A 25209-nucleotide genomic window follows, 5' to 3' on the forward strand; every position below is an offset into this window, starting at 1 on the left:
GGACATGACCATCGAACCGGAGGAGGCCCTCCCGACCGAGGGGCTCGTCTGCGTCGTCGGCGCCGGCGGCAAGAAGACGACCCTGTACACGCTGGCGAACAGCCTCGACCGCGCGGTCGTCACCGCGACGGTCCGCATCCCGATATTCGACGACCACGTCGCGCGAGTCGGCGTCACGGGGGACCCGGTCGACGCGCCGGCGGAGGCGAAGGCGGGCGACTTCCCGCTCGGCCTCGTCCCCGAGCGCGAGCGCGACGACCGCTATCTCGGCTACGATACCGCCGTCGTCGACGACCTCGCGGCCGCCCACGACGGGCCGGTGCTCGTGAAGGCCGACGGCGCGCGCATGCGCGAACTCAAGGCCCCCAGCGACCGCGAACCGCAGATCCCCGCGAGCGCCGACGCCGTGGTCCCGATCGCCTCCGCGCACGTCGTCGGCGAGCCGCTGACCGACGAGCACGTTCACCGCCCCGAGCGAGTCGCGGCGGTCGCGGGGATCGACGAGGGCGAGGCGATCACCGCCGGTACGGTCGGTCGCGTCCTCGCGTCCCCCGCGGGTGGGCTGAAGGACGTACCTCCCGGAGCCGAGACGGTCGCGCTCGTCAACAAGGTGGACGACGCCGACGACGAGGCCGTCGCGCGCGAGGTCGCCCGCGCGGCGTTCGACGCGGACGACGCGGGGCGGCTCGACCGCGTGGTGCTCGCGGCGCTCGGCGAGGGGCGGGTGGTCGACGTGCTCGACGCGTAGCTATCGCGGGGCCAACGCCTCGGCGGCCGCCTCGAACTCCTCGCGGGTGTTGAGGTTCTCGAAGCTCCGCTCGTCGACGCCGAGGGCGTCGAGCTCGTCGGCGCCGACCTCCGCGTACTCGAGGTCGAAGAGGGGCGCGACGATCTTGCGGTCGCCCCGCGCCAGCGCGGCGTCGCAGGCGTCGGCCATCGCCCCGGCGCGGTAGGCCGCGTGGGTCGTCTGGAACCACTCGTCGTCGACCCGGGGGACGACGGCGTCGAGGCCGCCGCCGTCGATCCGGTCGAACAGCGCGTCGACGAGCGCGGGGTCGACGAACGGCATGTCGCAGGCGACGACGAACGCGGGGGCGTCCGCGCCGGCGGCGTGGTCCACGTCGTCGCCTCCGCCGCCCGCGCCGTCGTCGGCCGCCCACCCCTCGACCCCCCGGAGCACCGTCCGGATGCCCGCCATCGGCCCCTCGTCGGGGTCGGGGTCCTCGGCGTAGCGGACGGGGTTCGAGTACCCGACCATCGCGTTCTCGATGTCCGCCCGCTGGTCGGCGCGGCAGTTGACGACCAGGCGGTCGGTCGCGTCGGCGAGTCGGTCGGCGACGCGGCGGATCATGGGGACACCCGCGAGGTCGGCGACGGCCTTGTCGCGGTCGCCGAAGCGGGTCGAGCGCCCGCCGGCGACGACGGCAGCGTACCGTGGCATACCCGAAGACGGGTCACGGCGAGTGAAAACGCCTGCGGGCGTGACAGCCAAGCCAGCGCGGCTCGCCCCCTGGCAAACCCTTATCGGCGTCGACTGTTTCCACGGTGACGATGACACGGACCCGGGTGCTCCGCGTCGACCTCTCGGCCGGGACAGCCACGTTCGAGACGGTCCCGGAGGAGTGGCGGCGCCGCTATCTCGGCGGCAAGGGGCTCGGCGCCCGGTACCTGTACGACGAGCTGTCGCCCGGGGCCGACCCGCGCGGTCCCGAGAACCTCCTCGGGTTCATGCTCGGCCCGCTGTCGGGCGCGCTCCCCGGCGAGTCGCGCTACGCCGCGGTGACGAAGTCGCCGCTGACGGGGGCGTTCCTCGACTCCTACTCCGGAGGGACGTTCCCGGACCGGCTGGCGGGGTCGCTGCCGGACTGTCTCGGCGTGCTCGTGACGGGCGCGGCCGACGAGCGGACGGCGCTGGTCGTCGGCGACGGGGACCCCCGACTCGAAGCCGCTGGCGACCTCGCGGGCGCCGACACCGTCGAGACGGCGGAGGCGTACCCCGACGCGGCGGTCGCGTGCGTCGGACCGGCCGGCGAGCGGGAGGTCGCGTACGCGACGATCGCTTCCGACGCCGGCGACCACCACGCCGGCCGCGGCGGCGCGGGCGCGGTGCTGGGCGCGAAGAACCTCAAGGCGGTCGTCGCGCGCGGCGACCCGCCGGACGTGCCCGACGAGCTCGCGGCGCTGCGCGAGACGTACGCCGACGCGTTCGCCGCCGACGACGCCGGCAAGTGGCAGACGGCGGGGGAGACGCTGGAGTCGATCGACTTCGCCGCCGAGGTGGGAGTGTTGCCCGCGAACGGCTGGCGCGACACCGCCAACGAGGTCGACGGCATCGGGATCGAGGCGGCCGCGGCGGCCGCGGTCGGACGCGAGCATCCCGAGGACGACGTTCCCGGCGGCTTCCGCGTCGAGACAGACGACGGCGAGACGGTCCCCCGCGGGGCGGCGCCGATGACGCTCGGCGCCGGGTTGGGGATGGACGACTTCGACGCGGTCGCGGCGCTGGGTGAGGCGTGTGACCGCCTCGGCGTCGACGTGATCACCGCCGGCAACGCCGTCGCGTGGGCGGTGCGCGCCGGCGAGGTCGACTTCGAGTTCGGCGACGAGGACGGCGCGCGCGAACTGATCGAACGGATCGCCCGCCGCGCCGACGGCGACGACCTCGCGGACGCGCTCGCGGAGGGCGTCGACGCCGCCGCCGAGCGCTACGGCGGCGACGAGTACGTGCCGACGGTGAAGTCGATGGAACTGCCCGCCTACGACCCCCGCGGCGCGATCGGGATGGCGCTGGCGTACGCGACCGCCGACCGCGGCGGCTGTCACCGCCGCGCCCGACCCATCGAGGAGGAGGTGTTCCGCGAGGACTGGGACACCGCCCGCCGCGTCGAGGCGGTCGTCGGCGCACAGAACGCCCGCGCGGTGTTGTGGAGCCTCGTCGTCGACGACTTCGCCGGCGAGACGCTGTGGGACGACCTGGGCGCCGAGTGGCTCGACGCGCTCGGGGTTCCGCACGACGACCTCCGTCGCGTCGGCGACCGCGTGTGGACGCTCGTGCGGTTGTTCAACGCCCGCGAGGGGTTCGACCGCGACGCCGACGTCCTCCCGCCGCAGTTCGCCGAGCCGCTCCCGGCCGGCGAGGCGCCCGCGGCCGGCCGCGCCGTCGACGGCGAGGCGTTCGAGCGGCTGCTCGACGCCTACTACGCCGCCCGCGGGTGGGACGACCGGGGGCTCCCGACGGCCGAGCGCTGTCGCGCGCTGGAGCTCCCGACCGACGCGCCCGATCGACGCACCGACCGCCCGCGAGCCGAGGACTGACACCCAGCGATGCCAGACAAGATCGACCTCGACGAACTCGACGTACAGCCCGACGACGACGAGCGACCCAACCGTGGCGACTGGTTCTGGGGCGACGACGCCGGCAGCGAGCCGTCCGGGGGAGCCGACGCGGCCGCGATCGACGACGACGGGACCGCGACTCCCGGCGACGAAACCGCGGCCGCCGGTGACGGAGCCGCGACCGACGACACCGGCTCCGCCGACGACGCCGCCGGTTCCGGTCCCGACGACGGCGCCGACACGGCGGGCTCGACCGACGGCTGGCGCTCGGGGGCCGCCCGCGCGGACGAACTGGGCGCGAACGAGCCGGAGCCGCCGGCGTACGACGACGATCTGGGCGCGGATCTGGAGTCGGCGACGCCGCGGGTGCCGCACGCGGACGACGACAAGCCCGTCGGCATCCCTCGGGAGTCCGGCGGCGGCGGCGGCGTCTCGGCCGACGCGCGCGACGAGGAGACGCAGCAACAGCCCGAGGCGACGGGTCCCCACGGCGAGACGAAAAGCGACATGACGATGGCGCTGTCGTACCGGGCGGTCCGGTCGCTGTCGAGCCTCCACGCCGCGCTCGCGGACGCCGAGACGTGGACCGACTACGTCGGCATCGTCGGCGACGTGGACGCCCACGTGATCAACAAGTACCAGCGCGACAACCGGCTGGACTTGGACTTCTTCAACGGCACCGGCACCGGCCCGAGCGAGCGCCTCGAGGAGGTCGGCCCGACCTCGATGTTCTACGCCGACCGGATGGTGCTGGTCGGCGTCGAGTCGGCGGGCGAGCGCGTGTGGGCCGAGCGCGCCGGCTGGGAGTTCGTCCCGCTGGCGGAGGCCGCCGAGGCGTCGGGATGGGCGCTCGACGGAAGCGAGGACGAGCGCAGCGAGTCCGCGACGCGAGCGGGGGATGAAACGACCCGCGAGCAGGGCGACGTGGATCGTGACGAGGACGCCATCCCGGACGACGGCGACGCGACCTGAGCGGCGTGACCTGTCGCGTCTTCCGGCTCCACGATCGGAGGTACACTTTTTGCGATCCCCGTATCACGGTGTTGCCATGGGACTTCGAACCGCCGTCTCACAGAGCTGGCTGCTGACCGCGATGGCCACCGGGATCGGGCTGTGGTGCGCGTACATCGCCGTTCGGACGTTCGCCACGATCGAGAACCTCTGGGCGTTCTCCGGCTCGTACGTCGGGACGAACCCGGTCGGCGGGCTCGCCGGCGTCGCGGTGCTCGCGGGTATCGTGGCGCTGTTGTTGATCTACATGGGCGAGCTCGGCGAGTCCGACCCCGCGCCGCGGGCGTGGCCGCCCGAGGAGTAAGCCGCGACATGATCGCCGCCGGCCTCGATCGATCGAGGGACAAGGCTAACACGACGGATTCCGTTCGTTCGTTCATGCAGTACGAGTGCGTCGACTGCGGCACGATGACGCGCGTCGGCTCCCCCGAGGAGGACGTCCGCCGGGAGTGCCCGGTGTGTGAAACGGTGACGCTGTGGGAGCCGGCGTTCGAGGGGCAGGGGGTGTCGTTCTGATGGCCGTCTCCTTCGAGCCCAGCGACCGGCTCGTCGAGGCCGCCGACGAGTGGGCCGAGCAGCGCATGATGGAGGACGAGCGGGCGCTGGAGGTGAAGGTCGAACAGGCGCTGTTGGAGATCGAACACCTCGTCTCCGGCGGCACGGAGGTCACCTTCGAACTCGAGGAGGGCGGCGAGCGCGTCCGGTTCTCCCCGAGCGACGACCTCGAGACGTTCCTCGAGCGGCAGGCGGCCGAGTCCGGGCTGTCGGCCGAGCGTCTGCTGCGGCTACACGTCGACCTGTTCGCGAACGTGTTCCTCGAGGAGGACGCCGAGCGGCCGCCGAACGCGCCGCCGACGGAGTAGCGCACCCGCCGTCATCCGCTCTCGTATCGAGCACCGAACACGCCGAACGCGCGACCGCACGGACAGTTTCGCCGGTTCCCGATCGGTGAGAACGACCCCGCCCCGGTTTTTTACGTCGCTCCGTAGGCCGACGTAGGTGAAGATAGATGGCGGCTACCACAACCGAAACCGGAACGATCGATCAACGCGACCAGATCGGAATCGGGACGAAAGCGCTCGTCGCCGTGCTCCTCGCCGCGGGAGTCGTCGGGCACGCCGCGCTCGGTATCGCCGCGCTCACGTTCTTCACGGGAGTGCTCCCTGCGGTGCTGTGAGGCCGGTCGGCGCGTGACCGGTCGGGGGCTTCGCGTGTCGACGCGTCGGCGCGGCGATGCGCCGCGGCGGGACAACAGCTAAGTTCTCGGATCCTGATCTCGGGTGCATGGCCACGGAGGACACCGGCTGGCGACCGAAGGGCGCACTGGAGGAGTACAAGGGACACGAGGTGTGGGAGTACGAGAGCGGCCCGCACGAGGAGAACCGCCGGGAGAGCGAGGGCGAAGTCGAGATCGACGACGCCGCCGCGGCCGCCGACGAGTAACCGACGCCGTCGGCCGTCGTCGTCGCGCGGCTCTCGCGATGATCGCTGCGGGTTCGGCTATCGACTCCCCCTCTCAAGTGATCGTGAGCGGGAACGCTCGCTTCTCCCGCGGCGGAACGACGAAGTTGGCCCGTGACTGGGTGCTGATGAACTCGAGGATGCCGTTGTTCTCGCGGTCGGTGATGTCCGGGTGGTCGTCACGGAGGTACCAGCCGTTCATCGACTTCCGCGTCCGCCGGAAGTGTGCGAGTTCCCGCTGATAGCTGAGGAAGTGGACGCCGGTCCGACCGTGATCGACGGTGTTGAAGTCCCGACGGAGTACGACCGGTTCGCCGTCTCGACGGACGCGCGCGACCTTCTCGTGATGGCCGACGCTGCCGTGGTCGCGGGCGTGTTCGCGCACCGCGTCGGCGAACGGCACGTCCGTCCCGAGGTCCGCCACGTCCTCGGGGGTGAACTCGGGCGAGAACATCTTCCCGACCCGGCTCCCCTCGTCGACGGAGAACCACTCCGGGAGGTCGAACGTGATGTGCGAGAGGTGGGCGGTGGTGCCGCCCGCCAGCGGACCGTCCCCGATGGCGACGCGGTCCTCGCCGGCCTGCGATCCCTTCCGACCCGAGAAGAACCCCGAGAACATCGGCGCGTCGGCCTCCAGCCCCTCCACGTCGACGTGCTCCGCGGGCAGCCCCTCGCCGAGGAAGCCCGTCCGGCGGTCGCGGCGGCGAAACACGCCGCCGAGGGTGTGTTCGACCGGCTCGCCGTTCAGCTCGTCGCGCGAGCCGAACAGCGCGCTCTCGGCGGCCGGGAGATGCGACTGCACGTCCGACTCCAGCACGAGCATCGCGTCGAACCGCTGGAGCTCCTCGTCGTCGGTGCGGGTGAGCACCTCGGGGTGCTCGATGGGGACGCGTCCGAGCGCGTCGTTGTCGTCGAAGTACCGCGACCCCCACGCGAGGGTGTGAAACAGCCCGTCGGGCGCCCAGCCGTACGCCGTCTCCACGGTCCGGAGCGCGCGCTCGACGGTCTCTGCGGCCTCCTCGGAGGGGTCGCGCTTCAGGTCCAACAGGAGGATCCGTCGGTGACGGGCCTGGAGCTCGTTGCCGTCGGCGTCGCGCCGGAGCACGTCGTTCTGTGCGAACTGTCTGCTCGGAACCGGGTGCGGGTTGGCGTCGAGCGGGAGCCCGGGCGGCGCGCCGGTCGTGCAGCCGGCGACGCCGATCCCGGCCGCGACCGCGAGCTTCCCCAGCATGCTCCGTCGTGACGGCATTCTACGACGTGTCACGGCTCACACGGCCAAAAGCGTTCGGTCGCCGCGGATCCGACGGACCGGGGCGACGCGTCGGCGACCGTCGACCCCGACACAAACGCTATGCGTCCGCGGACCGAGCGATCCCGTGTTATGGGCGGAACACACGCGAACCTCCCGCTCGCGCTCGGTCCCGCGTTCGTCGTGCTCGGCGTCGGCGTGCTCGTCCTCGCGTTGGCGACGTACGACGCGTACCGATCGTACGACGCGGCGGACGCCGTCGACGGCGCGTCCGCGGAGGCCGGCGGCGCGCCGGGGGGCGTCAACGACGCCTCGGGGGGCGGCGTCGATGAGTAGTCCGACCGCGCCCGCCGAGGGCGGCGCGGGTCCGGGAGAGGTCGCCGACGGCGCCGGCGACGACGGGGGCCGACTCGCCGGCGCGCTGTACTGGGTACGGGCCGGCGCGTACACGCTCGCGTCGCTGCTCGCGCTCTCGTTGCTCATGGTGGGCACCGTGGCCGTCATCGCGGAGGTCAAGGGTACCTGGCACTGGGCGATCCACCTCGAGTCGACGATCAGCTACATGGGCATCCTGATGGGGGGGCTGCTCGCGCTGCTGGTTCCGCTCCTCCTCGTCTCGCTGACCGCGCGGGTGGTGTACGATGTCTGACCGGCTCTTCGGGCTGTCCGACCGGCTCTCCGGCGCGTGGCTCGCGCGGGCGTTCGCGGCGCTGTCGGTGCTCGGACTCGTCCTCTCGGTTGCGGGTGTCGCGGCGATGGCGATCGCCGCCGAATCGATCGGCCGGAAGACGTGGGGCGCGTACTTCGCGATGGAGCAGGCGATGGCGATCGGCACCCCCGTCGCCGTCGCCTTCGCGGGGCTGTCGGTGCTGGGCGGGTTCGCGGTCGTGTACACGACGGACGCGTCGACCGCGGGATCGACGACGCGCCCGTCGGACGACTGAGTCGGCGCTGGCGCACCACCGGAGAAACGGGAACCGCGTCGCGAGTCGGCCTCGCCCGCCCTCACGTCATCTGCGCGACGATCTCGTCCTCGAACTCGACGAGACCGGCCAGGATCTCCGCGGCCGCGAGGAACAGCGGTTCGTCCGTCTCCTCCCGGATGTCGGCGACGGCGTCGTCGACCCACGTCATGAGGTGGTTGTCGAGGAACACGCGCTCGTAGCCGAACGTCTCGTCTCGCCCCTCGCGCTGTTTGGTGACGAGCCACCGGAGGAACGCCAGCTCGACGGCGACGAAGTCGTTCTCCTCGGGGTACTCCTCGGGCGGCGTCCACCCGGCGGCGTCGTAGCTGGCCTCGACCTCCGCGAGCCCCTCGCCGATGAACTCCGTGTCCTCGCGGTAGTTCGTCTCGTGCAGCAGGACCGGCGGGCGCGGGCCGACGAACACCTCGGTGTACTTCCGGCGGAGCTCGGTGTGGAGCTCCTCGACGTCGTCGCTCTCGTGGGCGTCGACGAACGCCCGCACGTGCTCGAAGCCGGCGTCGAGGTGGTCGTTGACGTTGTCTTCCGGGGTGCGCATGTCGCCCGAGAGGAGATGCGAGAGGAACTCCTCGGTCGGCGCGTCGTGGAACACCTCGATACAGAAGTCGATCAGTTCGATCCGGGCGTCGTAGACGGCGAGTTCGTCGGTGCTCATGGTGTCTGTGTGGGTGGGAAGTGGGCGGTCGGATCTTAACCGTTGTCGAACAGTAACTGCGCGCGGCAGTCGCCGCAGTACTCGAAGACGCTGTGGTCGGCGTCGGGCGCGATCCCCTCGACGAGCCCCCCGACCTCCGACTGGATGTGCTCGGCGGAGGCCGCCGAGGTGAACGGGTCGCCGCAGCTGACGCATTCGAGCATCTCGCCGTCGTGGACGGTCTCCCAGCGCGGGTCGTCGTCGGCGACGGCGCCCTCGCCGGCGGTCCGGTTCTCGGGCAGCCGCGAGAGGTCCAGCCCTTGCTCCATCGTGATCGCGGTCTCGGGACAGCCCTCCTCGCAGAGCTCGCAGTTGACGCAGTCCTCGTGGTTGAACTGGAGGGTCCCGTCGTTCGTCCGACGGATGGCGTCGGTCGGGCACAGCGTCGAACACGTCGGCGTGAGGTTGCAGGCGTCGTTCACGGACATCACGCCGAAGTCCTTCAGTCCGCGGATCACCTCGCGCTCGGGCTCGGCGAACTCGAGGAGTCGCCGCACCGACTCGAGCGTCCAGTCGTGGCTGTTGAACGCGGGGTTGGGCTTGTCCTCGCGGACGACGCCCGTCGCGCGGTGCTCGCCCTCGGGGACGGGCGTCGGGTCCAGCGTCAGTTCGGTGAACCGGCCGATCTCCTCGGCGAACGCGGCGGGTTCGCGTGGGTCGGGCGCGAAGAACCCGACGCGCTCGCCCAGCCCGAGATCGCTCGTCGCGCGGTTGAGGCGGTCGACGAGGTCGGCCTTCGGGTCCGGGCCCGAGTGGAGGCAGTCGCCTCCGCAGCCGACGATGGCGACGCCGGCGGCGCCGGCCGCGAGCGCATGCATGACGTGCCCCTCGCCGACGGTGTCGGTGCAGTTCACCGCCACCGGAAGCACCGGCGGATAGGTGATGTCCTCGCCGGCGGCCGCGCGGCGGCCGTACTCGTCGAGCGCCGCGGCGGCGCGCTCGTCGCAGGTGAACGCGATCACGGGCGTCTCGATGCCGCCGTCGCCGCCGGTGAACGGCCAGATGCCGCCCTCGTCGGTCTCGCGGCTGAGCAGCGCCTCGACCTCGCGGGCGATCCGCTCGTTCGACGGCTCCCGCAGCGACGTCGCGCCCGTCGGGCACGACGAGGTGCACGCGCCGCAGTTCTCGCAGGCGGTCAGGTCGAACTCCACCTCGTCGACGGCGGGGCGATCGACGGCGTCGTGCGGGCAGGCGTCGACGCAGGCGGTACAGCCCTGCTGGCCGGACTCGCCCGCGGCACAGACGTCCATCTCCAGATCGAGGTACTTCGGCTTCTCGACCCCGCCCAACAGCGACTCCACGGCGGCGATCGTTCCGGCATCGACCGGGCCGGTGTAGTAGCCGATCCGACCGGCCCGCGCGGTCGACGTGCCCGCCGGGTCGACGACCTGATCGGCGCCGACGGTTCGCGTGACGCCCGAGAGATCGATCGCGTCAGTGGGACAGCAGTCGGTCCACTCGCCCTCCGGGGCGTCCGGGTGGATGTCGACGGGGCGTCGCGTCACCATGCCGTCGGGACCCTCCTTCACGCACTTCATACAGGAGATACAGTCGTCGGTGACGCGGGCCTCCACCCGCACCTCGAACTCGCCGAATCCTCCCTCGACGGCGACGAGCCGGCCGCGCTCGACGCTCACCTCCGAGAGATCCGCGTCGGAATCGGCGTACTCCGCGCCGTCCGCGAGCAGCGTCACGTCGGCGGTGTCGGCGAGCGCGGCCGCGGTCTCGGCGTCGCCGACGACGAGGACCTCCTCGCCGGCCTCCCGGGAGACGGTGCGCGTGGCGGCCTCGTACTCGATGCCGGTGCGTCGTGCGTTGATCAGTCGCGCGGTCTTGTCCGTGGCGTCGTCGCGCTCGTGGACCCAGCCGGCCCGCTCGCGGTGGTCGACGTAGGCGGCCGCGTCCGGGTGGAGCCCGTTGCGCTCGACGAGGTCGTCGAACTTCGCCTTGCAGCCGTCGTCGCAGGCGCCCACGATCAGCTGGTCGAGGTCGTACTCGTCGATCAGTCCGTCGACGGCGGGGAGCGCGTCCCGGCACAGCTGCTCGGAGGACGCGACCACGTCGACGTCGCGGACTCCGTCGCGGACCGACTCCAGATCCACGTCGCACGTTCCCCCGCACGAACAGACGAATGCCCCGACGTTCATCGTCGGAGTCAACGGAGTGGCGCGTATATAGCTTGCGCCGCGAAACCGCGGGATGGCGTCATCCCGGGTGATCTTTCCGGTAGTTTTAGGGCTGCCAAAATAATTCCGTAACGATCGTGGCGAACATTAATAGGGGATGATTACATGAACCGGTACGATAGCATCTCAATCAGTGGTGGATGTCAACAAAGAACAATGAGCACGGAACCGGTCTCACTGGACCTAGACAGACGGTCGTTCATGAAGGCGAGCGCGTTGGCCGGCGCGGTCGCCCTCGGTGGCGGCGGCGCCGGACAGGCGCTGGCGCAAAGCGACGAGGGAGAAGAGGACGGAACGGACACAGATCACAACGAGCTGACGAAGACGATCTGTAACTACTGCTCGGTCGGCTGCGGCTTCCACGGCGAGAAGAAGGGCGACGCGTTCGTCGGAATGGAGCCCTGGGAGGACCACCCGATCAACAACGGGTCGCTCTGCTCGAAGGGCGCCGGCATCTACGAGACGGAGCACTCCGAGAAGCGGCTGAAGTCGCCGATGCGGAAGGTCGACGGCGGCTGGGAGAAGCTCTCGTGGGACGAGGCGTACTCCACGGTCGCCGACGAGCTGACCCGGATCAAAGACGAGTACGGGGCCGACAGCACGATGTGGCTCGGGAGCGCGCACCACTCCAACGAGGAGTCGTACGCGTTCCGGAAGCTCGCGTCGCTGTGGGGCACGAACAACGTCGACCACCAGGCGCGCATCTGCCACTCGACGACGGTCGCCGGCCTCGCGAACACGTGGGGCTACGGGGCGATGACGAACTCGATCAACGATTATCGGAACTTCGATATGAACCTGATAATCGGGCAGAACCCCGCCGAGGCCCACCCGATCGCGATGCAGCACATCCTCGAAGGGCAAAAGCGCGGCGGGGACATCGTCGTCGTCGAGCCGCGGTTCACGAAGACCGCGGCCCACGCCGACTACTTCTACCGCCTGCGTCCCGGCACGGACGTGGCCCTCATGATGGGGGTCATCAAGCAGCTCCGCGACCGCGACGAGCTGGACGACGAGATGCTCGAGGGGCGCGTGCAGGCGTGGCCGGACGTCGAGAACGACCTCGACGACTACGACCTCGAGACGGTGTCGGACATCACGTGGCTGTCGACCGACGAGATCGAGGAGCTGACGGATCTCGTCGTCGAGAACAAGCCGAAGATGCAGATCGAGTGGGCGATGGGTGGAACCCAGCACAACAACGGGACCCAGAACATCCGCTCGTACGCGATGCTCTCGCTGGGCGCCGGCGCGGCGGCCCAGTCCGGCGGCGGCCTGCAGGTCATGCGCGGGCACGCGAACGTCCAAGGGGCGACCGACCTCGCGGTCGCGAGCCACATCCTGCCGGGCTACTACTCCGTCGGCTCGCCCGGCTCGTGGCAGTACTGGTGTGACGTCTGGTCGCGCACGCCACAGACCTCGGGCACCATCGAGTTCGAGGACCTGTACGAGGAGTACGGGACGATGCCGGCCGACAAGTACGTCCGGCAGTCCACGAACACCGAGAACGCCGACGACATCGACGAGTCGTTCCCGGCGGAGCACTCGATGATGTTCCAGAAGGGCCTGACGGTGGCCCGCTGGTTCGACGCCGCGCTCCCGAAGGAGGAGCGGCTCAACGAGACGCCGATCTACCAGCCGAACCAGCTGAAGGCGGCGATCGTGTGGGGCCACTCGCTGAACTCCATCTCGGAGATGGAGAAACAGCGGAAGGCGATCGAGAACCTCGACCTGCTGGTCGTGGTGGACGTGTTCCCGTCGGTGGCGTCGGTGCTGGCCGACGTGGACCAGTCGGACACGGAGGTCGTCCTGCTCGCGGCCTCCAGCCAGTACGAGCACTACCGCTCGCTGACGAACTCCCACCGCGCGACCCAGTGGTCCGAGCCGGTTCGCTCGCCGGGTCACAACTCGCGCCCCGACCTGCGGATCATGCAGGAACTCGCCGGTCACCTCGGCATGGGCGAGCACTTCGACTGGGGCTCGGGTGTGGACCTGTACAACGGGAAGTCGACGTACGAGTCCGTCATCCGGGAGTTCAACCTCGGCATGCGGACCATCGGGTACTGCCAGGACCCCGAGCGCCTCCAGCAGCACCTGGAGTACGACTACGCCTTCTCCACTGAGGACGCGAAGGCGCACGCGCCCGGCACGCCCGTCGACGGCGAGTACTGGATGCTCCCGTGGCCGTGCTGGGGCGAGGGGCACCCGGGGACGCCGATCCTCTGGAACGACGACATGGACCCCAACGACGGGGGTCAGGACTTCCGCGCCCGCTGGGGCACGCAGGCGCCCACGCCCGGCGAGTGGGACGAGATGGCGACCGACGAGCCGTACCCGATGCAGGAGACGGTCGACCAGATGGGCGAGGAGGCGGGGCTGAACCTGCTGCGTGACTCCTACGAGCCCGACTGGCACGACAGCGAGGTCGAGGGCGTCCCGCAGTACCCCGGCTTCGCGACGACGATGCCGGACGACCCCTCGAACGCGGACGCGCTGACGATCCCGTACGAGTACGCGCTCGACCCGGACAGTTCGGTAGCGGACGCGGCCGAGGCGATGAACGAGACGTACGACTGGGCCGACTACGACACGGACTTCTACGGCCAGTTCGACAACCCGCAGCCGGACGCGCCGACCGGGCGCGGCCGCGCCCGCGGCGTCGTCTGGAGCTTCCTCGACACGACGCCGGTCCACCGCGAGCCGATCGAGAGCCCGCGGCCGGACCTGGTGGAGCAGTGGCCGTCGAACGGGCAACAGCGGAACTTCTACCGGCTCGATCAGAACAACTCGACGGTCCAGGAGGACTCCATGCAGCGGCTCACCGACGCCGGCGCCTTCGAGGAGCAGTCGGGCGACGCCGAGTGGACGATCCTCACGAGCGGCCGCCAGGTCGAACACCAGGGCGGCGGCTCGGAGACGCGCTCGAACAAACACACCGCCGACCTCCAGCCGCACATGTACGTGGAGATCAACCCGGACATGGCCGAACGGCTGGGTGTCGACGGCGGCGATCTCGTGGTCGCGTCGACGACCGACCGCGGGTCGATCCTCGTGAAGGCGCGCGTCACCCACCGCCCGAACGACAGCGAGACGTTCTTCCCGTTCCACTGGGGCGGGATGTTCAAAGGCGAGTCGCTGGAGGACCGCTACCCCGAGGGGACGGTGCCGTACGCCATCGGGGAGCCGGTGAACGCGATCACCTCCCGCGGCTACGACGTGGAGACGCAGATGCAGGAGACGAAGGCGTCGATGGTCCGGCTCCAGCCGGCGACGCCATCGGTGGTCGAGGAGCTGTCGATGCGGCCCGTCGAGGAGGACGGGCTCTCGGAGAACGTCGTCGACATCGAGTCGTACGAGTTCCCGCAGGACCGCGACGGCTTCGGCCGGCAGAAGGACTTCGACGTCCGCGACAGCAGCACGGTTCAGTGATTCCCAATGGCAACTAACGAAACCAGCAAGCAGGTGATGAGTCAGGGGGTGATGAGCACCGGCGACGGGGCTCGGATCTTCCCGGACGTCGAAGCCTGCATCGACTGCGGCGGGTGCGTCGTCGCGTGCAAACGCACGTGGGACGTGCCCAGAGACGAACAGCGAATCAGCATCTCGACGATGCTGGAGGGCCAGCCCGCCGAGCCGATGGAGCGGTACAACACCAACAGCGGCGGCGCGCTCGGGCAGGAGGGTGCTTCGCCGGGCGAGACGGCGATCCCGATGCAGTGTTACCACTGCGAGGAGGCGCCGTGCGTCTCGGTGTGCCCGACGGACTCGTTGATCAAGAAGGACGACGGGTTCGTCGACGTGCGCGACAACCTCTGTGTGGGCTGTCAGTACTGCCTGTCCGCGTGCCCGTTCGGGGCGCCGCAGTTCCCCGGCTCCGACGATGGCACCGCGCGGCTGTTCGGCAACGGCGGCACGATGGACAAGTGTACGATGTGCGAGGAGCGCCAGGACGTGGGCAAGGGGCCCGCCTGCGCCGAGGAGTGCGCGACCGACGCGCTGCTCGTGGGCGACGCCGAGGAGATCTCGAACGAGCTCGACCGGCGCGGCTCCGACTCGTTCTTCAACGGCGTCGCCATGGAGATCATCTTCGGCGAGGACGCCGACGAGTTCGAGGGGAGCAACGCATGAGCTACCGAGAGCACCTTCCGGAGACCAAGGGGTACCCGCGGACGGCGATCGCGATCAACGCGGTCGTCGCGCTCGCGGTGACGGCGCTGATCCTGTGGTGGGCCGCGGACTTCGCGGTGTTCTACGAGGAACTGTTCCGTATCCAGCCCGTCGCCGAGGGCGCCAACGCCGGCGTCGGCTCCGACTGGACCTCGGGTAACCAGGTCGCGTGGCTCGATTTCCTGATCGCGATCACGCACGCGGCTGACGTGATCATGGGCGTGTTCATCCTGTTCATGGTGTTCCTTCACTGGGGCGCGTTCCGTCGGCTCGCCGGCCGGATGCGCCAGCCCGGCGACTCGGGCTCCAGCGCCGTCGCCGCCGACGGCGGGCGCGTGGCCGACGAGGTCGCGACCGACGACGAGGCCGCGACGGGCGACGACACCGTCGCGACCGACGGAGGTGAGAGCCGATGACGCAGCTCGATCACGGGAAGTTCAGCAGGATGACGACCACGTTCCACACGCTGTTGGCGCTGGACGTGTTCGTGCTGTTCTTCTCGGGGTACAGCCTCATGTTCAACGACGAACTGTGGTGGATGGTCGGGCTCATGGGCGGCGCCTCCGGCGTCTCAGCCGTCCACCGCATCGCCGGCGGCGGGCTGCTCGCGCTCATCGTCTTCTGGATGCTGATGATGGTGACGACCGACACCGGCCGCGGCAACTTCCGGGAGATCCTGCCGTCGAAGGGCGACTTCGACGCGTTCATCCAGGACGTGCAGTTCCTCCTGGGGAACGCCGACGAGCGCCACCAGAACGCCCGCCAGTTCGCGGGCGGCACGGCCGACGAGATCCCGCTGCTCACCTACATCGGCAAGGGCGTCGTGTTCATCTTCGCGATCGAGCTGGCGCTGCTGACGGTCTCGGGGATCCTCATCTGGTCGAAGACGGGCGTGATGGACATCATGGCGACGAAGACCGCCGCCGCTGCGTTCGTCACGTTCCACGGCCTGCTGGGCGTCATCATGCTGATGGGCGTCATGTTCCACATCTTCGAGCACGGCTTCCACCCGGCGCTGTACCCGGTGGAGGTGAAGGCGTTCATTCCGAAGTCGATGATCCCCGAGGATCACGACGACGACACCGAGGGAACGGGTATCGAGCGGCTCGAACTCTCCCCGTCCTGGAACATGGCGTCGACGATCGTCGGCGCGATGACGGTGATCGGCATCGTGTCGGTCCTGCTCGGCAGCCTGTTCGACGAGGGGTACCCCGTCCCCCGCGAGCTCGCGATCGGGGGGGGGCCGGCCGACATCCTGCTGACCGTCGGTATCAACATGGGCGTGTTCGTGCTGCTGCTCGGGCTCGTCCTCCAGATGTACGGCAACCTGCTGCGCGTCCGCTGGCAGAAGCAGCTGGAGCAGGAGGCCTCGGAGCCGGCGACCGCCACCGACGGCGGGCACGTCGAATCCGACGACTGAGGCGGGCATCGGCCCGCACCGCACGGACTCTCCCTCTCTTCTCCTCCGACGGCGAGAACCGACCGAGTGCTCACGCCCCGGTCGTCGCGTCCGCTCCCGAAGGCGACGGGCGCGACGCTCGCGGACGAGGAGTACCGGCTCAGAAAGCGGGACGTGTCGATGGACCGAACGACCGATCGAGAACGCTCAACGCGGACGACGGGCGATCCGGTCAGGCCTCGACGCCGAGGCGCAGCGCCTCCTCGCTCAGATCGACCGTCACGTCGTTGCTCGTGTGGGTGTTGATCTGCTCGACGTTTCGTGTGAGCACCTCCAGGATGTCCTTCGGCTCGGGGTACACGAGCATGTTCCCGTCGTCGTCCTCCATCACGAGCTGGGTGTCCGACAGCTGGATCTGGTTCCCCTCGATGCTGGCGACGACCGCCGGCAGCGCCTGGGCGGCGCCGCTGTCGCCCTCTGTGACCTTCGTGATGTAGATGCTGTCCAGTCCGATGAGGTCCTTGTACTCGCGAACGGTCTCGGCGCACTCGACCATGTCCTTCGAGACCTCGGTTTTCGACGGGTTCCCGTGCTCGCCGGCGAGACAGTGCTTGCAGACGCGCAGCTCCATTCGCATACCCCGGCGTCGGCGGCCCGTCCGGATATATATTCGCCCCGCGGCACCGGCGTGGACGCCCTGAAGACGGGTCGTTGACCCCGGAACGGCCCGTCTCGGCACGGGCTTTTATTAGGTGCCGGGGCGAGCCGCGAATTATGGTTTCGACACTCCTGAATACGGTGTACAGCGTCGTGGTGCTCGTCGTGGCGCTCGCCGGACTGGCGATCGTTTTGCGCATCGGCGGCACCGGCGGCGAAGGGTCGACGCGCATGGAATTGACCGCGGTGGCGGTAGCGCTGTTCGTCATCGGGCTCGTCGCCAGCACCTTGGGGTACATCTGATCTCGCCGGCGGTAGCGACGCGACCGGGAGGATAGCGATGCTCCGAAACCCTCACGAGTGCGACCGCTGCGGGACGACGGTACGGCCAGGCGACGAGTACGCCGCCGTCGACGGGATCGCTCCCGACGGGGAGATCCGTGTGCTGTTGTGCGTGTCGTGTACGGCTGCCCTGTCGCGGTTCCTCGACGGGGAGTGATCGGATCTGCGGCCGGAATCGCCGGACGGACCGGGTCCGCCCGACGGAAGTCTTTACTCGCGCCCGCCGAATCCGGAGGCATGGACGTGGACCTCGACCTCGGTATCCCGCGCGGCGTGCTCGAATCGCTCCCCGACGACGACGGCGCCGCCGAGCAGGACATCCGACGCGCCGTCGCGGGCTACCGACAGGCGCTGGAGGACGGCTTCGCGGACGCCGCAGACGAGTCCGAGGCGGCTCAGGTCGCGGTCGACTTCCTGGAGTACGCCGAGGAGCGCGCGGAGATCTACGACGAGTTCGTGCCGGAGCTGCGCGCGTGGGGGCAGTCGCCCATCTACGCCATCGCGTGGCGCGACCTCTACATCGAGCTGGCGGCGCAGGTGTACGAGGTCGACTGGCTCGCCGAGCGTATCGACCGGGAACGGAACTATCGGCTCGTGGACGACGGGATCCGGTTCGGGAAGGACTAGGCCTCGGTTTCGTCGGTGGAGACATCCGCGGTGCGGTTACTGCGGCATCGACCGCGACGAGGACCGCGAAAGTCCCCGGCCCCTTTCAGTCCCGCCCGTGGCTCGGACGGGCGATCGTCGCGGCCGGACTGACCCGTGTGCGACTTACGGCTCACTGGGTTCGCCGTTCGTATCGAGGCCTCGTTACGCTCGGCCTCGCGCGCCGCGGTCAGTCGGGAAAACGTGAGGCGAGTCAGTCGTCGGCCGTCGCCGTCTCTCCCGCCCGCTCCGCGCGCTCGCGTTCGCTCAGGAGCGGCGTCCCGTCGGCCTTCGGGCCGAGCCTCGGGCCGAAGGGGGGGCCGTCGTCGGGATCGATCCGGCGGCGCTCGCGGTAGTCGGTCGAGCGCTCGACGGGAACTCGACCTACCGAGGTGATCAACTCGACGTAGTCGTCGAAGCTGCGGAACTCGCCGTAGGAGCCGCCCGCGCGTTTGGTGATCTCCTCGGAGAGGATGGTGCCCATGAAGTCGTTCGCGCCACACGAGAGCGTCTTCAGCGCCTTCCCGTCGCCGTACTTCACCCACGAGGTCTGGATGTTCTCGACGTTGTCGAGGAACAGTCTGGAGACCGCGATCAGGAGTTCGTCCTCGGCGTCGGTGGCGCCCCCGTCGACGACCCCGTGCTCGTACAGCGGCGTGCGCTCGTGGACGAACGAGAGCGGGACGAACTCCGTGATGCCGCCGGTGCGGTCCTGCAGGTCGCGCACCCGCTTCAGGTGCATCGCGCGGTGCATCTCGTTGTCGACGTGGCCGTACATGATGGTCGCGGTGGTGTCGAGGCCGGCGGCCATCGCGCCCTCCATCGCGTCGATCCACCCCCGGGTGTCGATCTTCCCGGGGCAGATCACGTCCCTGACCTCGTCGACGAGGATCTCCGCGGCCGTCCCGGGCGCCGAGTCGAGCCCCGCCTCGGCGAGTTCACGGTACACCCGCTCGTAGTCCCAGTCGGTGCCGCGGCGGGCGTGGTACGCCTCCTCGGGCGTCATCGAGTGGAGGTGGACGCCGTCGACGCTCATCGCCTCCAGCTGCTCGACGTAGGTGCCCGGATCGGTCGCGTACGTCTCCGGCGGCTTGTAGTTCGCCGCGCTCGCGGCGTCGTCGATCCCGCGGAGGATCTCGTGGTGTTCGTCGTTCAGCGCGAACGCCGGGTGCAGTCCGGAGACGGACGTGACCTCGTAGACGCCGCGCTCGACGGCCGCCCGGACCGCCGCTCGCGACTCCGCCGGCGTCTTCGTGAACCCCGCGTGCTCGCCGTCGTGGTCGGCCTCGAACTGGTGGGCGGTGTCCTTGAAGTTGCAGAACAGACAGCCCGTGTTGCAGGCGGTTGTGACGTTGTTGTTGAGGTTCGCGACGAACGTCACCTCGTCGCCGACGACCTCGGCGCGCCGGCGGTCGGCCGCCTCCAGCACCGCCTCCTTGCGTTCCCGGTCGATACCCGTCGTGTCGCTGCCGGTCGTGAGCAGTTCGACCGCGTCGTCGACCGTCAGCCGGGTCCCGTCGCGCGCCGTCGCCAGCGCGTTCTCGAACGACTGGTCGGTCTCGGGGACGTGCTCGAACCCGAGGTCGTCGGGGTCGAGGTCGGCCGCTGACGGTCGCGTCATCGTGGTACCGGTGTCGGTACGGCGTGAAAAACGGGGCGGTCGCGGCCACCGTCGCCTCACTTCCGGACGTGCTCCAGTATCTGGAGGAACCGGAACGCCAGTTCGTTCCGCTGTGCGTACGTTGAGGCCGCCGCCGCCCGCAGCTCGTCGACGCGGTCGGCGTACCCCTCGTTGACGACCAATTCGAGTTCGGCGTCCGTCCGCGCGTCGAAGTCGGTCGCGACCTCCCGGAGGGTCGCCTCGGACGCCGGCGGAACGTTCGGGCTCCAGAACTGGAACCGGTGCGTCTCGGCGGGTCCGAACACGCGGTCGACGTACCGCTGCGCGCGCTCGAACTTCCTCGCCACCCGCTCGCCGTTCTCCGCGGCGGTGCCGTAGCCGAGGCCGCGGAGGTGGGTCGCGACCTCGCAGGTGATGACCTCCCGGTCGCCGCTCGGTTGGATGCCGATCACGTCGACCTCCGTCTGTTCGCCCTCCAGCGGGGAGTGTTGTCCGTACGCGACGACCTCGCACTCCTCGATGAGTTTGAGGTAGGCGCCGACCAGCATCTCGCCCGCCCTCGGTTGCGTCGCCATGTGCGGGCTCTCTCGGCGCCCCGAGTAAACGTAGCGGGGAGCCACACGGCAGTCGATCCGGTGTGGGACCCGTCGCACCGACGCGTTGATGACCGCGCGGGTACGCGAGTGAGACAATGACACGGGAGAGAGCGACGGACGGGCCGCCGGATCACCTCCGCCACGGCGTCGGCTTCCTCGCGGACCTCGAACTCGCGGGCGAGGTCAGCCTCGGCGACGCCGACCGCGACGAGCACGCGACCGACTACGCCACCGACGATGCCGACGCGGTTCGCCCCGACGCGGTCGTGTACCCGGAGTCGACCGCGGACGTGTCGGCCGTCGTCGCCGCCGCGGACGAGCGCGGCGTCCCCGTGACGGCGTACGCGGCCGGAACCGGACTGGAGGACGGTGCGGCGCCGCTCCATGCGGGCATCAGCCTGGACGTGACCCGAATGGACGCGGTCCACGAGATCCGTCCGGACGACCTCCAGGTCGACGTGGGTCCGGGCGCCATCGGCGCCGACGTGGACGAGGCGGTCGCGGCGCACGGCCTGTTCTTCCCGCCGCTTCCCTCCTCGGGCGACATCTCCACGGTCGGCGGCATGATCGCCACCGACGCCTCCGGCATGCGGACGGTCAAGTACGGCGAGGTGGCGGACTGGGTGCTCGAACTGGAGGTCGTCCTCGCGGACGGGTCCGTCACGACCGTGGGCTCGACGGCCGCGAAGTCGTCCTCCGGGTACAACCTGAAGGAACTGATCGTCGGCAGCGAGGGGACCCTCGGGATCGTCACGCGCGCGACGCTCGAACTCGCGGGCAGACCCGAGCAGATCAGGGGCGGCCGGGCCACCTTCCCGACGCTCGACGACGCGACCGCCGCCATCTCCGACGCCGTCACCGCCGGCGTCGACGTGGCGAAGATCGAGCTGTTCGACGCCGAGACGGCGATGCTCGCGAACGACTACAGCGACGCGAACCTCCCCGAGCGCCCGATGGTCTTCGTGGAGTTCCACGCGAACCACGGGATCGACGAGGAGATCGACTTCTGTCGGGCCGTCTTCGAGGCCCACGGCGTCGAGGAGTTCGAGATGGCCGGCGGCGAGCGAATGGAGGCGTTGTGGCAGGCGCGCAAGGACATCACCTACGCGGCGGAGGCGTACGACCCCGACCGCGAGATGGGCCAACCGGGCGACGTGACCGTCCCGATCGGCTCGTATCCGGAGATGATCCGGGCGGTGAAAGACGTCGCCGACGAGTACGACCTGTTCGTTCCGTGCTTCGGCCACGCCGGCGACGGCAATCTCCACTACTTCGTCCTGCAGAACCCGGACGACCCGGACGAGGTCGCGCGCGCGGAGGCCGCCTACGGCGAGTTGGTCGAGCGCGCGCTGGAGCTGGGCGGTACCGCCACCGGCGAACACGGCATCGGCGCGGGCAAACGGAAGTACCTGGAACGGGAACACGACGCCGCCGCGGTCGGGGCAATGCGGGCGGTCAAGGGGGCGCTCGACCCGAACGGGACGCTCAACCCCGGCAAGGTCGTGCCGGACGAGTAGCGGCCGCAGCCGACCCACGAACGTGGATACCTGAGGACTTGATCCCGTCGAGATACGCACGAGAGTGGAAGGATTCTTGCCCCCCGCGTGCGCGCCACCGACCATGACGAGCGTCAAGGAGTTCGTCGTCGAGCGCGAGCCGACCGCCGACGACCTCGGCGCCGGCCGGTTCGCCTTCACCGACGACTACTCTGTCTTCGATTGGGGGAAGATGCCCGACCCGATCCCGGGGAAGGGGGCGTCCCTGTGCACGATGGGCGCGGACAACTTCGAGCTGCTGGAGGAGGCGGGCGTTCCGACCCACTACCGCGGGGTCGGCCCGGACGCCGAGCCGCTGTCGGCCCTCGAGGAACCGCCCCGCGAACTCGCCATCGAGCTGGCGACGGTGCCGGATCTCCCCTTCGTCGACGGCGCGTACGACTACGACGCGTTTCACGGGGAAGCCCGCGAGGCCGCCGGCTCCGTCGTTCCCCTCGAGATCGTCTTCCGCAACACCGTTCCCGTCGGTTCCAGCCTCCGATCGCGTGCGGCCCCGAGCGACGTGGGCCTCGATCTCGAGGACTGGCCGGCCGAGGTCGTCGAGCTTCCGGAGCCGGTCGTGGAGTTCTCCACGAAGTACGAGGAGCAGGACCGCTATCTCGACGCCGACGAGGCCGACCGGATCGCCGGCGCGGCGTCGCTGTCGGAGCTGAAGTCGGTCGCCCGCGAGGTGAACGACTTGGTCACCGAGCGCGCCGCCGAAGCCGGGTTCGTCCACGAGGACGGCAAGATCGAGTGCGTGTACGCCGACGGCGAGGTGCGCGTCGCCGACGTGGTCGGCACGTTCGACGAGAACCGTTTCGCGTACGACGGTCAGGAGGTGTCCAAGGAGGTCGTCCGCCAGCACTACAAACGGATCGCGCCGGAGTGGGTCGATGCCGTGAGCGACGCGAAAGCGCGCGCGGGCGAGGAGGGCGTCGCCGACTGGCGGCCGCTGTGTGCGGTCGAACCCCCGGCGCTCGATCCGGACGTGATCGAGCGCGTCGCGGACATGTACGCCGCGGGGACGAACGCGTACACCGGCACGGACTGGTTCGACGCGCCGGCCGTCGGCGACGCTGTCGACGCCGTCCGCGACCTCTGAGCGGTCGACCGGGTTGGCGGTGTCGGCGGTCGACCCGGGCTCTCTCACGAGGCGGGCAGCGGATCGGGCAACGAGGCGAGCAGGTCGGTCGTGTAGTACAGCAGCAGCGCCAGCGCGACGAGCGCCACGAGCAACAGAAACAGCGTCAGAGCGGCGTCGACGGTCCCCGACGCACCGGTACGCTCCGACATGAGTGTCCGGGTGAACGGGTCGGGGCCGCTAAACAGTGCCGGCGGCCGCTCTCAGTCCGGTCCCGCCGCGACGCCGCCCAGATCGTAGGCGTCCGGGTCGACGCCCTCGCGGAAGTGGGTGCGGCCGCGCCGGACGACGACGGCGTCGTCGAGGTGTGCCCGGAGGCCGGCGACGAGCGCCTCGGCCTCCAGCGGCTGGCCACGCTTTTTCAGATCCGCCGGGCCGTCGTCGGGGGCGACGGAGAACGCCCGTTGGGCGATGATCGGTCCCTGGTCGAGATCGGTCGTCACGTAGTGGGCGGTGGCGCCGTGGACGCGCGCGCCGCCCTCGACGGCCTGCCGGTACGCCTCCGCGCCGGGGTACGACGGCAGTAGCGACGGGTGGACGTTGAGGATCCGCCCCTCGTAGCGGAAGACGATCTCCGGCGAGAGGATGCGCATGAACCGCGCGAGCACCAGACAGTCGACGTCGTACTCGTCGAGCACGCGCAGGAGTTCGCGCTCGTCGTGGGAGCCGCCGTCGTCGCCCACGTCGACGAACGGCACGTCGTACTCGTCGGCGAGCGACCGGAGCGTGTCGTGGTTGCCGATCATCACCGGCACCTCCGCGTCGAGGGTGCCGTCCTCGCACGCCTCGAGCACGGCGCGCGGGGCGTGGTCCTCCTTCGTCACGAGCAGCGCAGCCTTGCGCGCCGCGCCGGCGTCCGCGAGACGCACCCGGATGTCGACCCCGAGTTCGGCTCCGAGGTCCCGCAGGTCCTCCTCCAGCGTCGCGGGCTTACACACCATTCCGTCGGTGTCGGCGTGCAGGCGCATCCGAAAGACGTCGTCGCGGACGTCCTGGTCCAGATCCTCGATGTTGCATCCCCGCTCGAACAAAAGCGAGGTGACGCGGGCGACCAATCCCGTCGCGTCGTCCCCGACAACGACGATCTCGGTGTCCCAGCGTCTCGGATTCGGGCGGTCGGCCGCGGTCATACCGACCGGTTGCCCTCCGGCGAGTAAACACGTGTCGCTCCGCGCGACGACCGCCGTACACGAACGTGGATATCGAATCCGTCCCGAAACGGATTTTGCGCATGAACTCGCAGAGTCGAACGATGACCGGCTACACCGCCACGGTGACGGTCCGCCTGAAGCACGGCGTGCTCGACCCGGAGGCTGAGACGACACAGCGGGCGCTCGAACGGCTCGACTTCGAGCTGGCGGACCTGCGCTCGGCCGACCGCTTCGAGATCGACCTGGACGCCGCCGACGCCGACGAGGCGGGCGAGCGCGCCGGCGAGATGGCCGACCGGCTGCTCGCGAACCCGACCATCCACGACTACGAGGTGGCGGTCGAGGAACGCGAATGACGGTCTCGGTGATCCAGTTCGGCGGCTCGAACTGCGATCGCGACGCCGTCCGCGCGCTCGCGCACCTCGGCGTCGACGCCGAGCGCGTCTGGCACGCGGACGGCCTTCCGGACGACGCCGACGGGATCGTCGTCCCCGGCGGCTTCTCGTACGGCGACTACCTCCGCGCCGGCGCGATGGCCGCCCGGCAGCCGATCATGGCGGACGTCCGCGACGCGGCCGAGTCTGGAACGCCCGTGCTCGGCGTCTGCAACGGCGCCCAGATCGGCTGTGAGGCCGGGCTCACCGACGGCGCGTTCACGACGAACCGCTCGGCGCGCTTCCAGTGTGAGCACGTCCACCTGCGCGTCGAGCGCGCGGACACCCCCTGGACCGCGGCCTACGACGAGGGCGACGTGATCGAGGTGCCGATCGCCCACGGCGAGGGCCGCTTCGAGATCCGGCAGGACCGTCTCGAGACGCTGGAGGCGGAGGACCGGGTCCTCTTCCGCTACTGCGACGCCGACGGGACCGTCACCGACGAGGCGAACCCGAACGGGTCGACCGCCAACGTCGCGGGCCTGCTCGGCGCCCGCGAGACCGTCGCGGTGATGATGCCCCACCCCGAGCGCGCGACCCTCCCCGACGTGGGCGGGACGGACGGGCAGGGTGTCCTCCGCGCGTTCGCTGAGTAGCC

31 protein-coding genes are annotated in these 25209 nt (G+C 70.1%); 22 read left to right on the forward strand and 9 right to left on the reverse strand.

The annotated features are described in order from the left end of the window. The first annotated feature begins 4 nt into the window (after window positions 1-4). Window positions 5-748 carry a selenium cofactor biosynthesis protein YqeC gene (gene yqeC / locus K6T25_RS08705; protein WP_222913263.1) on the forward strand — a complete coding sequence of 248 codons (744 nt, stop codon included), beginning with the start codon at window positions 5-7 and terminating at the stop codon, window positions 746-748. On the opposite strand, the gene K6T25_RS08710 is transcribed toward yqeC, so the two are convergent. Next, the gene (locus K6T25_RS08710; protein WP_222913265.1) at window positions 749-1441 is read right to left on the reverse strand and encodes a molybdenum cofactor guanylyltransferase; all 693 of its coding nucleotides are present in this window, start codon (window positions 1439-1441) and stop codon (window positions 749-751) included. A gap of 110 nt (window positions 1442-1551) precedes the next feature. Here K6T25_RS08710 and K6T25_RS08715 point away from each other — a divergent pair, with 110 nt between their 5' ends. From K6T25_RS08715 to K6T25_RS08745, 7 genes are all read left to right on the forward strand, one after another. After that, window positions 1552-3315: an aldehyde ferredoxin oxidoreductase family protein gene (locus K6T25_RS08715; protein WP_222913267.1), complete on the forward strand. Its 1764-nt coding sequence runs from the start codon at window positions 1552-1554 to the stop codon at window positions 3313-3315. Window positions 3316-3324: 9 nt separating this feature from the next. Continuing rightward, on the forward strand, window positions 3325-4308 hold the full coding sequence (locus K6T25_RS08720; RefSeq protein ID WP_222913269.1) for a DUF7124 domain-containing protein: 984 nt from the start codon (window positions 3325-3327) through the stop codon (window positions 4306-4308). 76 nt (window positions 4309-4384) lie between these two features. Continuing rightward, the gene (locus tag K6T25_RS08725) at window positions 4385-4651 is read left to right on the forward strand and encodes a hypothetical protein (protein WP_222913270.1); all 267 of its coding nucleotides are present in this window, start codon (window positions 4385-4387) and stop codon (window positions 4649-4651) included. Window positions 4652-4725: 74 nt separating this feature from the next. Then, complete coding sequence (locus tag K6T25_RS08730) at window positions 4726-4863, forward strand: hypothetical protein (RefSeq protein ID WP_222913272.1); 138 nt, start codon at window positions 4726-4728, stop codon at window positions 4861-4863. Further along, window positions 4863-5210, forward strand: a complete 348-nt coding sequence (locus K6T25_RS08735; protein WP_222913273.1) for a hypothetical protein — start codon at window positions 4863-4865, stop codon at window positions 5208-5210. Before K6T25_RS08730 ends, K6T25_RS08735 begins: the two co-directional genes overlap by 1 nt. Window positions 5211-5356: 146 nt before the next feature. Further along, window positions 5357-5524 carry a hypothetical protein gene (locus K6T25_RS08740; protein WP_222913275.1) on the forward strand — a complete coding sequence of 56 codons (168 nt, stop codon included), beginning with the start codon at window positions 5357-5359 and terminating at the stop codon, window positions 5522-5524. Between the two features lie 107 nt (window positions 5525-5631). Further along, window positions 5632-5790, forward strand: a complete 159-nt coding sequence (locus tag K6T25_RS08745) for a hypothetical protein (protein WP_222913276.1) — start codon at window positions 5632-5634, stop codon at window positions 5788-5790. A gap of 73 nt (window positions 5791-5863) precedes the next feature. Here the strand turns inward: K6T25_RS08745 and K6T25_RS08750 are convergent, their stop codons facing one another. After that, a complete protein-coding gene (locus K6T25_RS08750; protein WP_222913278.1) occupies window positions 5864-7057 on the reverse strand; it encodes a Dyp-type peroxidase in 1194 nt (397 codons plus the stop codon). A gap of 132 nt (window positions 7058-7189) precedes the next feature. Here K6T25_RS08750 and K6T25_RS08755 point away from each other — a divergent pair, with 132 nt between their 5' ends. The 3 genes from K6T25_RS08755 to K6T25_RS08765 are packed head-to-tail and all read left to right on the forward strand — an operon-like array spanning window position 7190 to window position 8001. Beyond that, entirely contained in the window at window positions 7190-7393 is a 204-nt protein-coding gene (locus K6T25_RS08755; protein WP_222913280.1) for a hypothetical protein, read from the forward strand. Continuing rightward, window positions 7386-7706, forward strand: a complete 321-nt coding sequence (locus tag K6T25_RS08760; RefSeq protein ID WP_222913281.1) for a hypothetical protein — start codon at window positions 7386-7388, stop codon at window positions 7704-7706. Before K6T25_RS08755 ends, K6T25_RS08760 begins: the two co-directional genes overlap by 8 nt. Continuing rightward, window positions 7699-8001 (forward strand): hypothetical protein, encoded by a 303-nt coding sequence (locus K6T25_RS08765; protein ID WP_222913283.1) that lies wholly within the window; start codon window positions 7699-7701, stop codon window positions 7999-8001. The genes K6T25_RS08760 and K6T25_RS08765 overlap by 8 nt, the downstream gene beginning before the upstream one ends. Window positions 8002-8062: 61 nt before the next feature. On the opposite strand, the gene K6T25_RS08770 is transcribed toward K6T25_RS08765, so the two are convergent. Both K6T25_RS08770 and K6T25_RS08775 read right to left on the reverse strand, forming a co-directional pair. Next, window positions 8063-8695, reverse strand: a complete 633-nt coding sequence (locus tag K6T25_RS08770) for a TorD/DmsD family molecular chaperone (RefSeq protein WP_222913284.1) — start codon at window positions 8693-8695, stop codon at window positions 8063-8065. 35 nt (window positions 8696-8730) lie between these two features. Beyond that, window positions 8731-10881, reverse strand: coding sequence for a hydrogenase iron-sulfur subunit (locus K6T25_RS08775; protein WP_222913286.1), 2151 nt, complete (start codon window positions 10879-10881; stop codon window positions 8731-8733). Between the two features lie 195 nt (window positions 10882-11076). Between K6T25_RS08775 and K6T25_RS08780 the strand changes: the two genes are divergently transcribed. From K6T25_RS08780 to K6T25_RS08795, 4 genes are read left to right on the forward strand one after another with little or no spacing between them, the layout of a single operon-like run. Beyond that, window positions 11077-14349: a molybdopterin-dependent oxidoreductase gene (locus tag K6T25_RS08780; RefSeq protein ID WP_222913288.1), complete on the forward strand. Its 3273-nt coding sequence runs from the start codon at window positions 11077-11079 to the stop codon at window positions 14347-14349. Between the two features lie 6 nt (window positions 14350-14355). Beyond that, window positions 14356-15048, forward strand: a complete 693-nt coding sequence (locus tag K6T25_RS08785) for a 4Fe-4S dicluster domain-containing protein (protein WP_222913290.1) — start codon at window positions 14356-14358, stop codon at window positions 15046-15048. After that, window positions 15045-15503: a hypothetical protein gene (locus K6T25_RS08790; protein ID WP_222913292.1), complete on the forward strand. Its 459-nt coding sequence runs from the start codon at window positions 15045-15047 to the stop codon at window positions 15501-15503. Before K6T25_RS08785 ends, K6T25_RS08790 begins: the two co-directional genes overlap by 4 nt. Then, window positions 15500-16507: a cytochrome b/b6 domain-containing protein gene (locus K6T25_RS08795; protein ID WP_222913294.1), complete on the forward strand. Its 1008-nt coding sequence runs from the start codon at window positions 15500-15502 to the stop codon at window positions 16505-16507. The genes K6T25_RS08790 and K6T25_RS08795 overlap by 4 nt, the downstream gene beginning before the upstream one ends. A 211-nt stretch (window positions 16508-16718) precedes the next feature. Here the strand turns inward: K6T25_RS08795 and K6T25_RS08800 are convergent, their stop codons facing one another. Further along, a complete protein-coding gene (locus K6T25_RS08800) occupies window positions 16719-17123 on the reverse strand; it encodes a hypothetical protein (RefSeq protein WP_222913295.1) in 405 nt (134 codons plus the stop codon). A 137-nt stretch (window positions 17124-17260) separates the two neighbouring features. Between K6T25_RS08800 and K6T25_RS08805 the strand changes: the two genes are divergently transcribed. From K6T25_RS08805 to K6T25_RS08815, 3 genes are all read left to right on the forward strand, one after another. After that, window positions 17261-17446, forward strand: a complete 186-nt coding sequence (locus K6T25_RS08805) for a hypothetical protein (RefSeq protein ID WP_222913297.1) — start codon at window positions 17261-17263, stop codon at window positions 17444-17446. 37 nt (window positions 17447-17483) lie between these two features. Continuing rightward, window positions 17484-17642, forward strand: a complete 159-nt coding sequence (locus K6T25_RS08810) for a hypothetical protein (protein ID WP_222913299.1) — start codon at window positions 17484-17486, stop codon at window positions 17640-17642. Between the two features lie 80 nt (window positions 17643-17722). After that, window positions 17723-18112, forward strand: coding sequence for a DUF7971 family protein (locus K6T25_RS08815; protein ID WP_222913300.1), 390 nt, complete (start codon window positions 17723-17725; stop codon window positions 18110-18112). 232 nt (window positions 18113-18344) lie between these two features. On the opposite strand, the gene cofH is transcribed toward K6T25_RS08815, so the two are convergent. Continuing rightward, on the reverse strand, window positions 18345-19751 hold the full coding sequence (gene cofH, locus K6T25_RS08820) for a 7,8-didemethyl-8-hydroxy-5-deazariboflavin synthase subunit CofH (protein ID WP_222913302.1): 1407 nt from the start codon (window positions 19749-19751) through the stop codon (window positions 18345-18347). 56 nt (window positions 19752-19807) lie between these two features. Continuing rightward, the gene (locus tag K6T25_RS08825; protein ID WP_222913304.1) at window positions 19808-20326 is read right to left on the reverse strand and encodes a hypothetical protein; all 519 of its coding nucleotides are present in this window, start codon (window positions 20324-20326) and stop codon (window positions 19808-19810) included. 116 nt (window positions 20327-20442) lie between these two features. Between K6T25_RS08825 and K6T25_RS08830 the strand changes: the two genes are divergently transcribed. Further along, window positions 20443-21864, forward strand: coding sequence for an FAD-binding oxidoreductase (locus tag K6T25_RS08830; RefSeq protein ID WP_222913306.1), 1422 nt, complete (start codon window positions 20443-20445; stop codon window positions 21862-21864). Between the two features lie 103 nt (window positions 21865-21967). Continuing rightward, on the forward strand, window positions 21968-22987 hold the full coding sequence (locus K6T25_RS08835) for a phosphoribosylaminoimidazolesuccinocarboxamide synthase (RefSeq protein ID WP_222913307.1): 1020 nt from the start codon (window positions 21968-21970) through the stop codon (window positions 22985-22987). A 44-nt stretch (window positions 22988-23031) separates the two neighbouring features. Here K6T25_RS08835 and K6T25_RS08840 read toward each other — a convergent pair whose 3' ends face one another. Both K6T25_RS08840 and K6T25_RS08845 read right to left on the reverse strand, forming a co-directional pair. Then, window positions 23032-23178 (reverse strand): hypothetical protein, encoded by a 147-nt coding sequence (locus K6T25_RS08840; protein ID WP_222913308.1) that lies wholly within the window; start codon window positions 23176-23178, stop codon window positions 23032-23034. Between the two features lie 51 nt (window positions 23179-23229). After that, window positions 23230-24156, reverse strand: a complete 927-nt coding sequence (locus K6T25_RS08845) for a formyltetrahydrofolate deformylase (protein WP_222913310.1) — start codon at window positions 24154-24156, stop codon at window positions 23230-23232. A 122-nt stretch (window positions 24157-24278) separates the two neighbouring features. Here K6T25_RS08845 and purS point away from each other — a divergent pair, with 122 nt between their 5' ends. After that, the gene (gene purS / locus K6T25_RS08850) at window positions 24279-24533 is read left to right on the forward strand and encodes a phosphoribosylformylglycinamidine synthase subunit PurS (RefSeq protein ID WP_222913311.1); all 255 of its coding nucleotides are present in this window, start codon (window positions 24279-24281) and stop codon (window positions 24531-24533) included. Further along, on the forward strand, window positions 24530-25207 hold the full coding sequence (purQ, locus tag K6T25_RS08855; RefSeq protein WP_222913313.1) for a phosphoribosylformylglycinamidine synthase I: 678 nt from the start codon (window positions 24530-24532) through the stop codon (window positions 25205-25207). Before purS ends, purQ begins: the two co-directional genes overlap by 4 nt. Window positions 25208-25209 lie beyond the last annotated feature (2 nt).

This window comes from Halobaculum rubrum (assembly GCF_019880225.1).
Lineage (GTDB): Archaea > Halobacteriota > Halobacteria > Halobacteriales > Haloferacaceae > Halobaculum > Halobaculum rubrum.